Source organism: Paenibacillus sp. F4 (genome assembly GCF_002894905.1).
GTDB lineage: Bacteria > Bacillota > Bacilli > Paenibacillales > Paenibacillaceae > Paenibacillus > Paenibacillus polymyxa_B.
Window position 1 is genome coordinate 1 of record NZ_POVS01000001.1, and the last position, 14,889, is coordinate 14,889.

The following is a 14,889-nucleotide window of genomic DNA, read 5'->3' on the forward strand; positions in this document are numbered from 1 at the left end:
ATGGCTTTTGAAAAAGAAACGTTGTTTTGGAACGAAAAATTCGGTAGCGACGATTATACCTTGACGCGGCTGCCTTACAGCAAAGCTCCAAGCTCCCTGGCGCCCATTATGACAACCGTCGGCGGGACGCTTTCGGAGGAAGTGGCGCAGCGCGTCCTTCAAATGAGCAAGGGCGCTCCGCTGGCCACTTTTATGATTTTGCTCGCTGGTGTTCAGTCGCTCTTGCATAAATATACAGGCGCTTCTGACATTCTGGTCGGCATGCCGGTTGTACGGAAACCGACGGAGACGCGCCGATCCGTTAATCATACGATCATTTTGAAAAACTCGCTTTCGGCGGGTGCGACTTTTAAAACGCTTCTGAGCGAGCTGAGGACTTCCTTGCCGGAAGCGATTCAGCATCAACATATTCCGTTCTTGAAAATGACGGAGAAGCTGGACCTGCAATATGCAGGCGGGATACCCGTCGTCCATACGCTAGTATCCCTTAAGGAGCTGCATCTGGACGAAATCGGGCAAAACGTGGTCACAGATTGTTCCTTTGAATTCAGCTTAACCGGCGGGACGATACAGCTAGCGCTGTCATATAACGAGCACTTATATGACTCCGAGTTCATGACTCGGGTCGTCGGCCATCTGAATCGCCTGCTGGCCGTGGGGCTTCACGAGTTGGAGCTGGACATCGTGCGGGCGGACATGCTGTCGGAGGACGAGAAATTTCAATTGCTGCAAAGCTTTAACGATACCGAGAAGGACTATCCCCGTGATCGGACGATTCATCAGCTCGTGGAGGAGCAGGCGAAGCGGGTGCCCGAAGCGACGGCGGTTGTCTTTGAGGGGCGGCGGCTTTCGTACGCGGAGCTGAACGAACGGGCGAACCGGCTGGCGCGGACGCTGCGATCGGTCGGCGTGCTGCCCAATCAGCTGGTAGGCATGATGGCCAGGAGATCGCTGGAGACGGTCGTTGGCATTCTAGCGGTTTTGAAAGCTGGCGGTGCCTACGTGCCGATCGACCCGGAATACCCGGAAGAACGCATCCGCTACATTCTGGAGAACTCGAACGCGCAGCTGCTGCTGACTCAAAGGGAGTTGCTGCAGCAGGTGCCGTTCGAAGGGACCGTGGTGGCGCTGGATGACGAGCAGGCCTACAGCGACGATGGCTCGAACCTGGAGCCGGCCAGCGGTCCGAACGATCTGGCTTATGTCATCTATACATCAGGTACGACGGGCAAACCCAAAGGGGTCATGCTGGAGCATCGCGGGCTGGTCAGCCTGAAACTGACGTTTGCCCATACGCTTCACACGACCGAACAGGATCGAGTGCTGCAATTCGCCAGCCTATCGTTCGATGCGTCGTGCTGGGAGATGTTCAACGCTCTGTATTTTGGGGCGACCTTATATATACCGTCAACCGAGACGATTTTGGATGATCAGCTGTTCGAACGTTTCATGAACGAGCATGCAATTACGATCGCCACTTTGCCGCCAACTTATGCGGCTTATTTGAATTCAGACCGCCTGCCGAGTCTGAGCAGGCTCATCACGGCGGGCTCCGCCGTTTCAGCCGAATTCGTGCAGCAGTGGAAAGACAAGGTACAGTACTATAATGCGTACGGTCCGACGGAAGCCTCGATCGCCACATCCGTGTGGGCGGCGTCTACGCATGACACCGAACGCAGAGCGATACCGATCGGACGTCCGATCTGGAACCATCGCTTGTATATACTGGGCGCACAGAATCAGCTGGCGCCTATCGGAGTGGAGGGAGAATTATGCATCGCGGGCGTCGGCCTCGCCCGGGGATATTGGAACCGGCCGGATCTGACGGCGGAGAAATTCATCGAACACCCGTTTGAGCCCGGAGAGAGACTGTACCGGACGGGCGACTTGGCCCGCTGGCTGCCGGACGGAAATATTGAGTACTTGGGCCGGATTGACCATCAGGTGAAAATCCGTGGATTCCGGATCGAGATCGGCGAGATTGAAGAGCAGCTTCTGAAGATCGACTCCGTGCAGGAGACGATCGTAATCGCGCGGGAAGGCAAAAGCGGGCAAGAACTGTGCGCTTACCTGGTCGCGGGGCGCCCGCTTACGCTCGGCGAGCTAAGAAGCGCGCTGGCGCAAAAATTGCCGAATTACATGATTCCGGCGCATTTTGTTCAGCTTCCGCAGATGCCGCTCACGCCGAACGACAAAATCGACCGCAAGGCTTTGCCCGCTCCGGAAGGAAACGCGCTGACCGGCGGCGCGTACGTAGCTCCCCGCAATGAAGCCGAGCGGACGCTTGCCGATGTGTGGCAGGCGGTATTGAACGCCGATCGCGTTGGGGTAACGGATCATTTCTTCGAGCTGGGCGGAGACTCGATCAAGTCCATTCAAGTATCTTCGCGGCTTCATCAAGCCGGGTACAAGCTGGAAATCCGGGATTTGTTCAAATATCCGACTATTTCACAGCTCAGCCTGCATGTGAAACCGATCGGACGTACCATTGATCAAGGCGAAATAACGGGTGAAACGGCGCTGATGCCGATTCAGCATTGGTTTTTCGAGAGCTCCTTTGCGGACCCGCATCATTTCAACCAGTCGGTGATGCTGTACCGGAAGGAACGCTTCGACGAAGAGACGGTGCGTCAGGTGCTGCAAAAGCTGGCCGAGCATCATGACGCCTTGCGGATGGTGTTCCGCAAGACGGAACAAGGGTTTAGCGCGCGGAACCGCGCGATTCAGGAAGGCGGGCTGTTCACGCTGGACGTGTTCGACTTCAAGGATGCGGAGAATACCGCGCAGGCTGTGGAAGCGAAGGCAACGGACATTCAAGCGGGCATCGATCTGGAGAACGGGCCCCTCGCGAAGGCGGGACTGTTCCGGTGCGCGGACGGCGATCATTTGCTGCTCGCGGTTCATCATGCCGTGGTGGACGGCGTGTCTTGGCGCATTTTGATGGAGGATTTCGCTCTGGGTTACGAGCAGGCCGGCAAAAGCGAGGAAATTCGTTTCCCGGCGAAAACGGATGCGTACCGCACTTGGTCCGAGCAGTTGGCCGCTTACGCGCAAAGCCCGGAGATGGCGAAGGAACGGGCCTATTGGCAGGCCGTGGAACAAATTGCGGTTCCGGCCGTGCCGAAGGATCTGGAGGCGGACGTTACGACGCAGCAGGACAGCGAATCGCTGTTCGTCCGTTTGACTCCCGAAGAAACGGAGCTGCTGCTGAAGCGGGTTCACCGGGCCTACAACACCGAAATGAACGATATTTTGGTAACGGCGCTCGGCATAGCCGTTCGCAAGTGGACGGGACACGAACGGGTGCGGATCAATCTCGAAGGACACGGACGCGAATCGATCGGAACGGATATCGACATCACGCGCACAGTCGGCTGGTTTACGACCAAGTTTCCGGTCGTCCTGGAGCCGGAAACCGACCGGGATTTGGCCTATCAGATTAAACAGGTCAAGGAAAGCTTGCGCCGCATTCCGAACAAGGGGCTTGGGTACGGCGTATGCCGCTATCTCTCCAAATCGGAGGATGGCTTTGTTTGGGGCGCAGAGCCGGAAATTAATTTTAACTACCTCGGCCAGTTCGGCGATGATGTCAATCAGGACGAGATCGGCATATCTTCTTATTCCAGCGGCAGCCCGGCCAGCGACCGGCAGGCCCGCAGCTTTGTGCTGGATATCAACGGCATGGTGCTGGACGGCGCTTTATCGCTCGATCTCAGCTACAGCCGGAAGCAGTATCGCAAGGAAACGATGGAAGCCTTCGCTCAGCGGCTTGAGCAAAGTCTCCGAGAGCTCATTACCCACTGCGCAGGCAAAGAAAACACCGAATTGACGCCGAGCGACGTGCAATTTAAAGGCTTGACCATCGCGGAATTGGAGCAAATCGCCCAGCGCTCGGGCCATCTCGGGGAAATCGAAAATATTTACTCGCTTACGCCGATGCAGAAGGGCATGTGGTTCCACAGCGCGCTTGACCGGCAAACGGCCGCTTACTTCGAGCAGACGCGGTTTACGATGCGGGGAGCGCTCGACGTCCAGCTTTTCGAGAGGAGCTGGATGGAGCTTGCGAAACGTCATCTGGTGCTGCGGGCGAATTTTGTGAAAGGACCGGCGGGCGAGCCGCTGCAAATCATATACCGCGACAAGCCGGTCGGCTTTGAATATGAAGAGCTGCTTCATTTGCAGGCGGACGAGAAACAAGCGTATTTGGATAAAAAGGCGGAGGATGACAAGCTTCGCGGCTTCGACATGGAACATGACGCGCTCGTTCGGGTTACGATCCTACGCACCGAAGAGCAAAGCTATCATGTGCTGTGGAGTTTCCAGCATATTTTGATGGACGGCTGGTGCCTGCCGCAGCTGACGCAGGAGCTGTTTGAGACGTACTCGGCCTTGGCATCCGGCAAGCAGCCAGCGGGAGATAAGGGATCGGATTATGGCGCTTATATCGAATGGTTGGAGAAACAGGACGATCAGGCGGCATCCGGCTATTGGACGGCATTCCTGGCAGGTTATGAAGGGCAAACCGTACTCCCGGGACAAAAGGAACCGGCGCCAAACGGCAGATTTACGGCTGATCACGTCACCGCCGAGCTGGGCAAGGACTTGAGCGAGCGGATGGACCGGGTGGCGAAACAGCGCCTGGTTACGGTCAATACGCTGCTGCAAGCCGCTTGGGGCGTGATGCTGCAAAAATATAACGGAACAAACGATGCCGTATTCGGCAGCGTCGTGGCCGGAAGACCGGCGGAAATCCCGGGCATCGAGTCCATGATCGGGCTGTTCATCAATACGGTGCCGGTCCGCGTCACGAGCGAAGCGGACACCGTGTTCGCCGACCTGATGGCGAAGCTCCAAGAGCGGGCGCTGGAGTCCGGGCGTTATGATTACTATCCGCTGTATGAAATTCAAGCCCGCAGCGTGCAAAAGCAGAACCTGATCAACCATATCATCGCTTTCGAGAACTATCCGGTGGACGAGCAGATGGAGCAGGCGGGCGACCAGCAGCACGGCGACCTGACGATCGCTGACGTTCAGATGGAGGAGCAGACGAACTATAACTTCAACGTGACCGTGGTGCCGGGAGTCGAGATCGAAATTCGATTCGACTTTAACGCCGAAGTGTTCGATAAAGACAGCATCGAGCGGCTCAAGGGGCATCTCGTCCATCTGCTGGAGCAGGTGACGGATAACCCGGAAATTACCGTGGGCGAGCTGGAACTTGTGACGGAGGCGGAAAAGGCCGACCTTCTCGGACGTTTTAACGACACCACCACGGAATTTCCGCGCGGGAAGACGCTCATTCAATTGTTCGAAGAGCAGGCGGAGCGCATCCCGGATGCAGCCGCTATCTCCTTGAATGAGCAAGAGCTGACCTACCGCGAGCTGAACGAACGCGTCAACCGCCTTGCCCGTACCTTGCGTAGCCACGGGATATCCAAAGGCCGTCTGGTCGCCATTATGGCTGAGCGTTCCATCGAAATGGTGGTGGGCATGCTGGCGGCACACAAAGCCGGAGCGGCTTACGTACCGATTGACCCGGAATATCCCGAGGAGCGTATCCGTTTCTTGATTGAGGATTCGGGAGCGCAGGTCATGCTGACGCAAAGCCGCTTGCGCGAGCGCCTGGCGGGTTCGGACTCCGTGATCTTACTGGATGACGAGTCCTTCTATCACGAGGACGGCACAAATCTAAATCCGGGCACCGAAGCGACGGATCTGGCCTGCGTCATCTATACGTCAGGCACGACGGGCAAGCCGAAAGGCAACCTTGTTTCGCACCGCAACATCGTGCGGATCGTGCGAAATACGAATTATATCGACATCACCGAACGGGATCATGTCCTCCAGCTTTCGAGCTATTCGTTCGACGGAGCGATTTTCGATATTTTCGGCGCTTTGACCAACGGGGCGCGGCTGGTGCTGGTTCCCCGCGAGACTTTGCTGGAAATCGTCCGGCTGGCGGATCTCATCCAGCGTGAGCGCATCTCGGTCATGCTGATTACGACGGCTTTCTTCAACGTCCTTGTAGATGTGAACGTCGACTGCCTGCGGGATGTCCGGGCGATTTTGTTCGGAGGAGAGCGAGTGTCGGTCGGACATGTGCGTAAAGCGCTCGCCCATATCGGACCGGGCAGGCTCAACCACCTGTACGGCCCGTCGGAAAGCACGGTTTATACCACGTACCTTCCGGTCGACTTCGTCGATGAGTCGGCGGTTACTGTACCCATCGGACGGCCGATCAGTAATACGAAGGTGTATATCGTCGACAGCCGGAATAAGCTTCTGCCGATCGGCGTGGCCGGGGAGCTTTGCGTCGGCGGAGAAGGCTTGGTACGGGGCTACAATAACCGGCCGGAGCTGACGGCGGAGAAATTTGTGGACAATCCGTTTGTGCTGGGAGAGCGCATGTACCGGACGGGGGATTTGGCGAAATGGCTGCCGGACGGCACGATCGAATACGTGGGACGGACGGACGACCAAGTGAAAATCCGCGGCTTCCGTATTGAGCTGGGCGAGATCGAAGCTCAGCTTCAGAAAGTGGAGGGAATTCGGAAAGCGACGGTATTCGCGAGGGAAGACGCCTCCGGCGAGAAGCAGCTTTGCGCTTATTATGAAGCGGACCGCGAGCTTCCGGCGGCCGAGCTGAAGAGCGTGCTTTCCCAGGAACTGCCGGCCTATATGATTCCGGCGTACCTGATCCAGTTGGAGCAGCTCCCGCTGACGACGAACGGCAAGGTCGACCGCCGATCACTCCCGGCGCCGGAGGAGAGCTTGCAGCCGGGCGAAGAACGTACTCCGCCTCGGACTCCGCTGGAAGCCAGCTTGGCGGGAATTTGGAAAAGCGTGCTCGGACTGGAGCACATCGGGGTTCATGACAACTTCTTCGACCTGGGCGGCCATTCCCTGCGGGCGACGACACTGGTGAGCAAGGTGCATCAGGAGCTGAACGTCGAGCTGCCTCTGCGCGACGTATTCCGCTACTCGACGATCGAAGAGATGGCTCTCGCCATCTCCCGGATCGGAGAGCAGTCGTTCTCGTCGATTCCGCTGGCGGGCGCAAGAGCATATTATCCGCTTTCCTCAGCTCAGAAGCGGCTGTTTATCCTGAATCAGCTGGAAGGGGCCGATCAGAGCTACAACATGCCGGGCGTGCTGCTGCTGGAAGGATCGATTGACCGGAGCCTGCTGGAGAAGGCTTTCCGCGGACTGATCGCACGGCACGAAACGCTGCGAACCGGCTTTGAGATCGTACAAGGCGAAGCTGTACAGCGCATTTACGAGAGCGTCGACTTTGCCGTCGGGTACCGTCATGTGAGCGAGGAAGAAGCGCCCGAAGTCGTGCAGGCCTTCATCCGGCCTTTCGACTTGGCGAAGCCTCCGCTGCTGCGGGCGGAGCTCGTAGAGCTGGCAGCCGAACGTTATTTGCTGATGTTCGACATGCACCATATCGTCTCCGACGGGGTTTCGATGGACGTGTTAGTCGAGGAACTCGTTCGTCTGTACGGCGGCGAGTCATTAGAGCCTTTGCGCATTCAATACAAGGACTATGCGGTATGGCAGCAGTCGGACGAGCAAAAAGTGCAGTTGAAACGCGAGGAAGCTTACTGGCTGGACCGTTACCGGGGCGAGCTGCCGGTTCTGGAAATGCCGACGGACTATCCGCGTCCTGCCGTGCAGAGCTTTGAGGGACAAACGCTGACGTCCTTCGTGGACGAGGCAACGAACGAAGGCTTGAAGCAGCTGGCCGCTCAAAGAGGAACGACGCTGTATATGGTGCTGCTTGCGGCATATACCGTGCTTTTGCATAAATACACAGGTCAGGACGATTTGATCGTCGGAACGTCGATTGCGGGTAGAACGCACGGAGAAACGCAGCCTTTGATCGGAATGTTCGTCAATACGCTGGCGCTCCGCAATTATCCGGCTTCGGAGAAGACCTTCCTGTCGTATCTGGAAGAAGTGAAAGAAACGACCTTAGGCGCTTACGAGCATCAGAATTATCCGTTCGAAGAGCTCGTCGATAAAGTGCAGGTCAGCCGGGATTTGAGCCGCAACCCGCTGTTTGACACGATGTTCTCCCTGCAAAACTTGGAGGATAAAGAGTTTGAGCTGGAAGGGCTGAAATTGTCCCCGTACCCTAGCGAATACGGCACGGCCAAGTTCGACCTGAGTGTGGATGTTACGGAAGAAAACGGCGGCCTGGAGTGCAGCTTTGAATTCGCAACGGCTCTTTATAAAGAAAGCACGATCCGGCGGCTGTCGACTCATTTCGGACATTTGCTCGTAACGATCGTAAGCCGTCCGGATGCGAAGATCGCCGAGCTGAACTTGCTGACGGCAGAGGAAAAAGAACAAATTCTCGGCGCGTTCAACCCGGCGCAGCCGGAAGCGGCTCCTGCGTCGGCGTTCCACCGGCTGTTCGAGGAACAGGCGGAGCGCACGCCGGAAGCGGAGGCCGTCGTGTACGAGAACGACCGGCTTACGTATGCGGAGCTGAACGAGCGGGCGAACCGCTTGGCGGCTACGCTGCGTGCAAGCGGCATCGGCCGGGAGGCGATCGTCGGCATTCTCGCCGAGCGTTCGGTGGACTTGCTGGTGGCCGTGCTGGCCGTCTGGAAAGTGGGCGGGGCGTATGTGCCGCTCGACCCGGATTACCCGGCGGAGCGCGTGCGGTTCATGCTCGAAGACAGCGGAGCGAAGGTGCTGCTGACGCAAACGCCGCTGCGAGAGCGTGCCGAAGCATGGCTCGGCGAAGAGGAGCTGGCGCTGGCGGCGGTGCTGTACCTCGACGACGAAGCGTCGTACAGCGACGAGCGGGCGAATGCGTCGGTTGTCTCCGGCAAGCTGACGGATGCTGTAGATGACGGCGATGAGAGCCATCAGAATGTTGGCACCGACAGCTTCCATGAAGCCCGTCCGGAGGATCTGGCGTACGTGATCTATACGTCGGGAACGACGGGCAAGCCGAAGGGCGTGATGATCGAGCACCGCAGCCTGGTGAATACGGCGGCGGGCTACCGGCGGGAATACCGGTTGGATCAGTTCGCGGTGCGGCTGCTGCAGCTCGCCAGCTTCTCGTTCGACGTGTTCGTGGGAGATATCGCCCGGACGCTGTACAACGGAGGCACGATGGTGATTGTGCCGAAGGACGACCGGATCGATCCGTCTCGTCTGCACCACTGGATTGAGCGGGAGCGGGTCACCATCTTCGAATCGACGCCGGCGCTGATCGTGCCGTTCCTAGAGTACGTGTACGAGCAGCAACTGGATATGAGCCGGTTGGAGCTGTTGATCACGAGCTCGGACAGCTGCAGCGTGGCGGATTACCGGACCTTGCAGGAACGCTTCGGCTCGTTGTTCCGGATCATCAACGCATACGGCGTGACGGAAGCGGCGATCGACTCAAGCTTCTACGACGAGGAGCTGGCGAAGCTGCCGCAGACAGGCAATGTGCCGATCGGCAAAGCGTGGCTGAATGCGAAATTCTACATCGTGGATGCGCATCTGAACCCGGTGCCGGTCGGGGTGCTGGGCGAGCTGGTCATCGGCGGAGTCGGAGTGGCGCGCGGGTACTTGAACCGTCCGGAGCTGACAGAAGAGAAGTTCGTAGACAGCCCGTTCGCCGAGGGCGAGCGGCTGTACCGCACGGGAGACTTGGCGCGGTGGATGGAAGACGGCAACGTGGACTTCATCGGCCGGATCGACAACCAGGCGAAAATCCGGGGCTACCGGATCGAGACGGGCGAGATCGAGTCGCAGCTGCTGCGGGTGGAAGGCGTGCGCGAAGCGGTGGTGCTGGTTCGAAGTGACGCGAACGGGCAGAAGGCGCTATGCGCGTATTACACGCCGGATACCGGAGCGGAACTGGCGGTGAACGATCTGCGCGGCGCGCTGGCGCAGGAGCTGCCGGGCTACATGATCCCGTCGTACTTCGTGGAGCTGGAGCGCCTGCCTCTGACGCCGAACGGAAAGATTGACCGGAAGGCGCTGCCAGCGCCGGAAGGGGAAGCGGGAAGCGGAACGGAGTACGTCGCACCGCGCAATGAGCTGGAAACGAAGCTGGCGGCGATTTGGCAGGAGGTGCTGGGGCTTGCGAAGGAGATTGGCGTTCACGACAACTTCTTCGACATCGGCGGCCACTCCCTGCGGGCGACGACGCTGGTCAGCAAGATTCATAAAGAGTTGAACGTGGATCTGCCGCTGCGCGACGTGTTCCGCCATTCCACGATCGAGAGCATGGCGGCCGCCATTTCCCGGCTGGATGAGCAAACATTCGTTGCCATTCCGGTGGCGGATGACCGAGAGGTGTACCCGCAATCTTTTGCTCAAAAACGTCTCTTTATCCTGAATCAACTGGAAGGCGCGGAGCTTAGCTACAACATGCCGGAAGCGATGCTGCTGGAGGGTGCTTTAGACCGGGCAAGGTTCGAAGAAGCGTTCCGTAAGCTCGTGGCGCGGCATGAAACACTGCGCACCGGGTTCGAAATGGTGGATGGCGAAGCATCGCAGCGGATTTACCAGGACGTGAATTTTGCCGTGGAGTTCTATCGAGCGGATGAGCAAGAGGCCGAAGAGACGGTTCGCCGTTTCGTCCGTCCGTTTGACTTGGCGAAGCCTCCGCTGCTGAGGGTAGGCCTTGTCGAGCTGGCTCCGGAACGCCATATTCTAATGTACGACATGCATCATATTATTTCCGACGGCGTCTCGATGGAAATCTTTGTTGAAGAATTCGTCCGCTTGTACGGCGGCGAGCAATTGGAGCCTCTGCGCATTCAGTACAAAGACTACACCGTTTGGCAGCATTCGCAGGAGCAGAAGGAACGGCTTCAGCGTCAGGAGGCGTACTGGCTGGACATGTTCCAAGGCGAGCTTCCGGTGCTGGAAATGCCGACCGACTATCCGCGTCCGGCCGTGCAGAGCTACGAAGGCCAAACGCTGGAGTTTTTCTTTGACGCTTCGAAAACCGACGGCCTGAAGCAGCTGGCCTCGGAAACGGGCACGACGCTGTTTATGGTGCTGCTTGCGGCGTATAACGTCCTTCTGCATAAATATTCAGGTCAGGAAGACGTGATCGTCGGTACGCCGATTGCCGGAAGGAATCATGGAGATGTGCAGCCGTTGATCGGGATTTTCTTAAACACGCTGGCTATCCGCAGTTATCCGGCTTCGGAGAAGACATTCCTGTCATACCTGAACGAAGTCAAAGAAACGACCCTCCACGCCTTCGAGCATCAAAACTATCCGTTCGAAGAATTGGTGGACAAGGTGCAAGTCACCCGTGATTTAAGCCGCAATCCGCTCTTCGACACGCTGTTTACGATGCAGAATACGGAGAACGAGGAATTTGAGCTGGAAGGGCTTCGCCTGATTCCTTATCCGAGCGCACTGGATACCGCGAAGTTTGATATCAGCTTGGATGTGGGCGAGGAGAACGGCGGCTTGGATTACAGCTTCGAATATGCGACGGCTCTCTACAAAAGGGAGACGATCGAACGGCTGGCAAAACATTACGAGCAGCTGCTCGTAACGATCGTAAGCCGTCCGGATGCGAAGATCGCCGAGCTGAACTTGCTGACGGCAGAGGAAAAAGAACAAATTCTCGGCGCGTTCAACCCGGCGCAGCCGGAAGCGGCTCCTGCGGCCGCGTTCCACCGGCTGTTCGAGGAACAGGCGGAGCGCACGCCGGAAGCGGAGGCCGTCGTGTACGAGAACGACCGGCTGACGTATGCGGAGCTGAACGAGCGGGCGAACCGCTTGGCGGCTACGCTGCGTGCAAGCGGCATCGGCCGGGAGACGATCGTCGGCATTCTCGCCGAGCGTTCGGTGGACTTGCTGGTGGCCGTGCTGGCCGTCTGGAAAGCGGGCGGGGCGTATGTGCCGCTCGACCCGGATTACCCGGCGGAGCGCGTGCGGTTCATGCTCGAAGACAGCGGAGCGAAGGTGCTGCTGACGCAAACGCCGCTGCGAGAGCGTGCCGAAGCCTGGCTCGGCGAAGAGGAGCTGGCACTGGCGGCGGTGCTGTACCTGGACGACGAAGCGTCGTACAGCGAGGAGCGAGCGAATGCGTCGGTTGTCTCCGGCAAGCTGACGGATGCTGTGGACGACGGCGATGAGAGCCATCAGAATGTTGGCACCGACAGCTTCCATGAAGCCCGTCCGGAGGATCTGGCGTACGTGATCTATACGTCGGGAACGACGGGCAAGCCGAAGGGCGTGATGATCGAGCACCGCAGCCTGGTGAACACGGCGGCGGGCTACCGGCGGGAATACCGGTTGGATCAGTTCCCGGTGCGGCTGCTGCAGCTCGCAAGCTTCTCGTTCGACGTGTTCGTGGGAGATATCGCCCGGACGCTGTATAACGGAGGCACGATGGTGATTGTGCCGAAGGACGACCGGATCGATCCGTCTCGTCTGCACCACTGGATTGAGCGGGAGCGGGTCACCATCTTCGAATCGACGCCGGCGCTGATCGTGCCGTTCCTGGATTACGTGCACGAGCAGCAACTGGACATGAGCTGGATGGAGCTGTTGATCACGAGCTCGGACAGCTGCAGCGTGGCGGATTACCGGACCTTGCAGGAACGCTTCGGCTCGTTGTTCCGGATCATCAACGCATACGGCGTGACGGAAGCGGCGATCGACTCAAGCTTCTACGACGAGCCGCTGACGAAGCTACCGCAGACAGGCAATGTGCCGATCGGCAAAGCGTGGCTGAATGCGAAATTCTACATCGTGGATGCGCATCTGAACCCGGTGCCGGTCGGGGTGCTGGGCGAGCTGGTCATCGGCGGAGTCGGAGTGGCGCGCGGGTACTTGAACCGTCCGGAGCTGACGGAAGAGAAGTTCGTAGACAGCCCGTTCGCCGCGGGCGAACGGCTGTACCGCACAGGAGACTTGGCGCGGTGGATGGAGGACGGCAACGTGGACTTCATCGGCCGGATCGACAACCAGACGAAAATCCGGGGGTACCGGATCGAGACGGGCGAGATCGAGTCGCAGCTGCTGCGGGTGGAAGGCGTGCGCGAAGCGGTGGTGCTGGTTCGAAGTGACGCGAACGGGCAGAAGGCGCTATGCGCGTATTACACGCCGGATACCGGAGCGGAGCTGGCGGTGAACGATTTGCGCAGCGCGCTGGCGCAGGAGCTGCCGGGCTACATGATCCCGTCGCACTTCGTGGAGACGGAACGCCTGCCTCTGACGCCGAACGGAAAGATTGACCGGAAGGCGCTGCCAGCGCCGGAAGGGGAAGCGGGAAGCGGAACGGAGTACGTCGCACCGCGCAATGAGCTGGAAACGAAGCTGGCGGCGATTTGGCAGGAGGTGCTGGGGCTTGCGAAGGAGATTGGCGTTCACGACAACTTCTTCGACATCGGCGGTCACTCCCTGCGAGCGACGACGCTGGCGGGCAAGGTATTTAAGGAATTAAACGTCAACCTGCCGCTGCGCGACGTATTCCGTCACTCGACGATTGCGGCGATGGCCGAGGCGATCGCCCGGATGGAACGGCGGGAGCATGAGGCCATTCCTCAAGCGGAGGAGAGAGAGTACTACCCTCTGTCCTCCGCGCAGAAACGGCTGTTCATTCAGCACACGCTGGATGGAGCGGATCAGCTTTACAACATGCCGGAACTGGTGCAGGTGGAAGGCGAGTTTGATTTAGACCGGTTGGAAGCCGCCTTGCGGAAATTGATAACACGGCATGAATCGCTGCGCACCGGTTTTGAAATCGTGAAGGCCGAAGCGGTTCAGCGGATTTACCCGCAGGTCGATTTTGCTATCGAGCATCATCAAGCGGATAAAGAGGATGCGGCTCAAATCGAGCAGATCGTCCGCAGCTTCGTTCGTCCGTTTGATCTCGGCAAGCCGCCGCTGCTGCGCGCCGGGGTCATCGAGCTGGAGCCGAACCTGCATATTCTCCTTTTCGACATGCACCATATGGTGTCCGACGGCGTATCGATGGCGATTGTGATCGATGAGTTCTCGAGTTTCTACGCCGGGGAAGAACTGCCGCCACTGCGCATTCAATACAAGGATTATGCCGTTTGGCAGCAGTCGAAGGCCCACCGAGAGCGGATCGGGCGGCAGGAAGCGTACTGGCTGCAAACCTTCGAAGGCGAGCTGCCGACGGCGGACCTGCCGATGGACTACGAACGGTCCGCGGCTCGCAGCTACGAAGGCGCGCATCTGGAGTTCGACGTCGAAGCTTCTCTCTCTGCGCGGCTGCGCGAATTGGCGGCCGAGCGTGAAAGCACGCTGTTCATGGTGCTGCTTGCGGCTTATACCGTGCTGCTGTCCAAGTACAGCGGGCAGGAGGACTTGGTCGTGGGCACCCCGGTGGCGGGAAGAACGAACGCCGATTTGGAACCGGTCATCGGGATGTTTGTCAATACGCTGGCGATCCGCAATCGTCCGTCGGGCGACAAAACGTTCTTGTCCTACCTGGAAGAAGTGAAGGAAACGGCTTTGGGTGCTTTCGAGAACCAGGATTATCCATTCGAGGAGCTCGTGGAGCGTTTGAATGTGAAGCGGGAGCCGGGCCGCTTCCCGCTGTTCGATGCCGTTTTCGACTTGCAAAATATCGAAGAACGAGACGCCGAGCTGGAAGGGGTCAGCCTGAAGACTTACGAGCTTGACCATTTGGAAGAAGCGAAGTTCGATCTGACGCTGTTTATGTATGAAAACAACGGGGCGCTGAGCGGGGGCTTCTTCTACGCCACCAAGCTTTTCAAAGAAGCGATGATCCGCACCTTGACCGAGGATTACCTGCGGGTACTGTCTCAAATTGCGGAAAATCCACAACTCGAGCTAAGCCGGATTGAATGTCATAAACCGGCGGCAGGCGCAAAGAGTGCCGTCGATACGATCGAATTCGCGTTCTAATCCTACAAG

At 58.4% G+C, this 14,889-nt stretch carries 1 protein-coding gene; it reads left to right on the forward strand.

Annotated features, from left to right (window positions below):
• The coding region (locus C1T21_RS00005; protein WP_103046694.1) for a non-ribosomal peptide synthetase at positions 1-14,880 on the forward strand (14,880 nt) is incomplete at its 5' end.
• Positions 14,881-14,889: the final 9 nt, after the last annotated feature.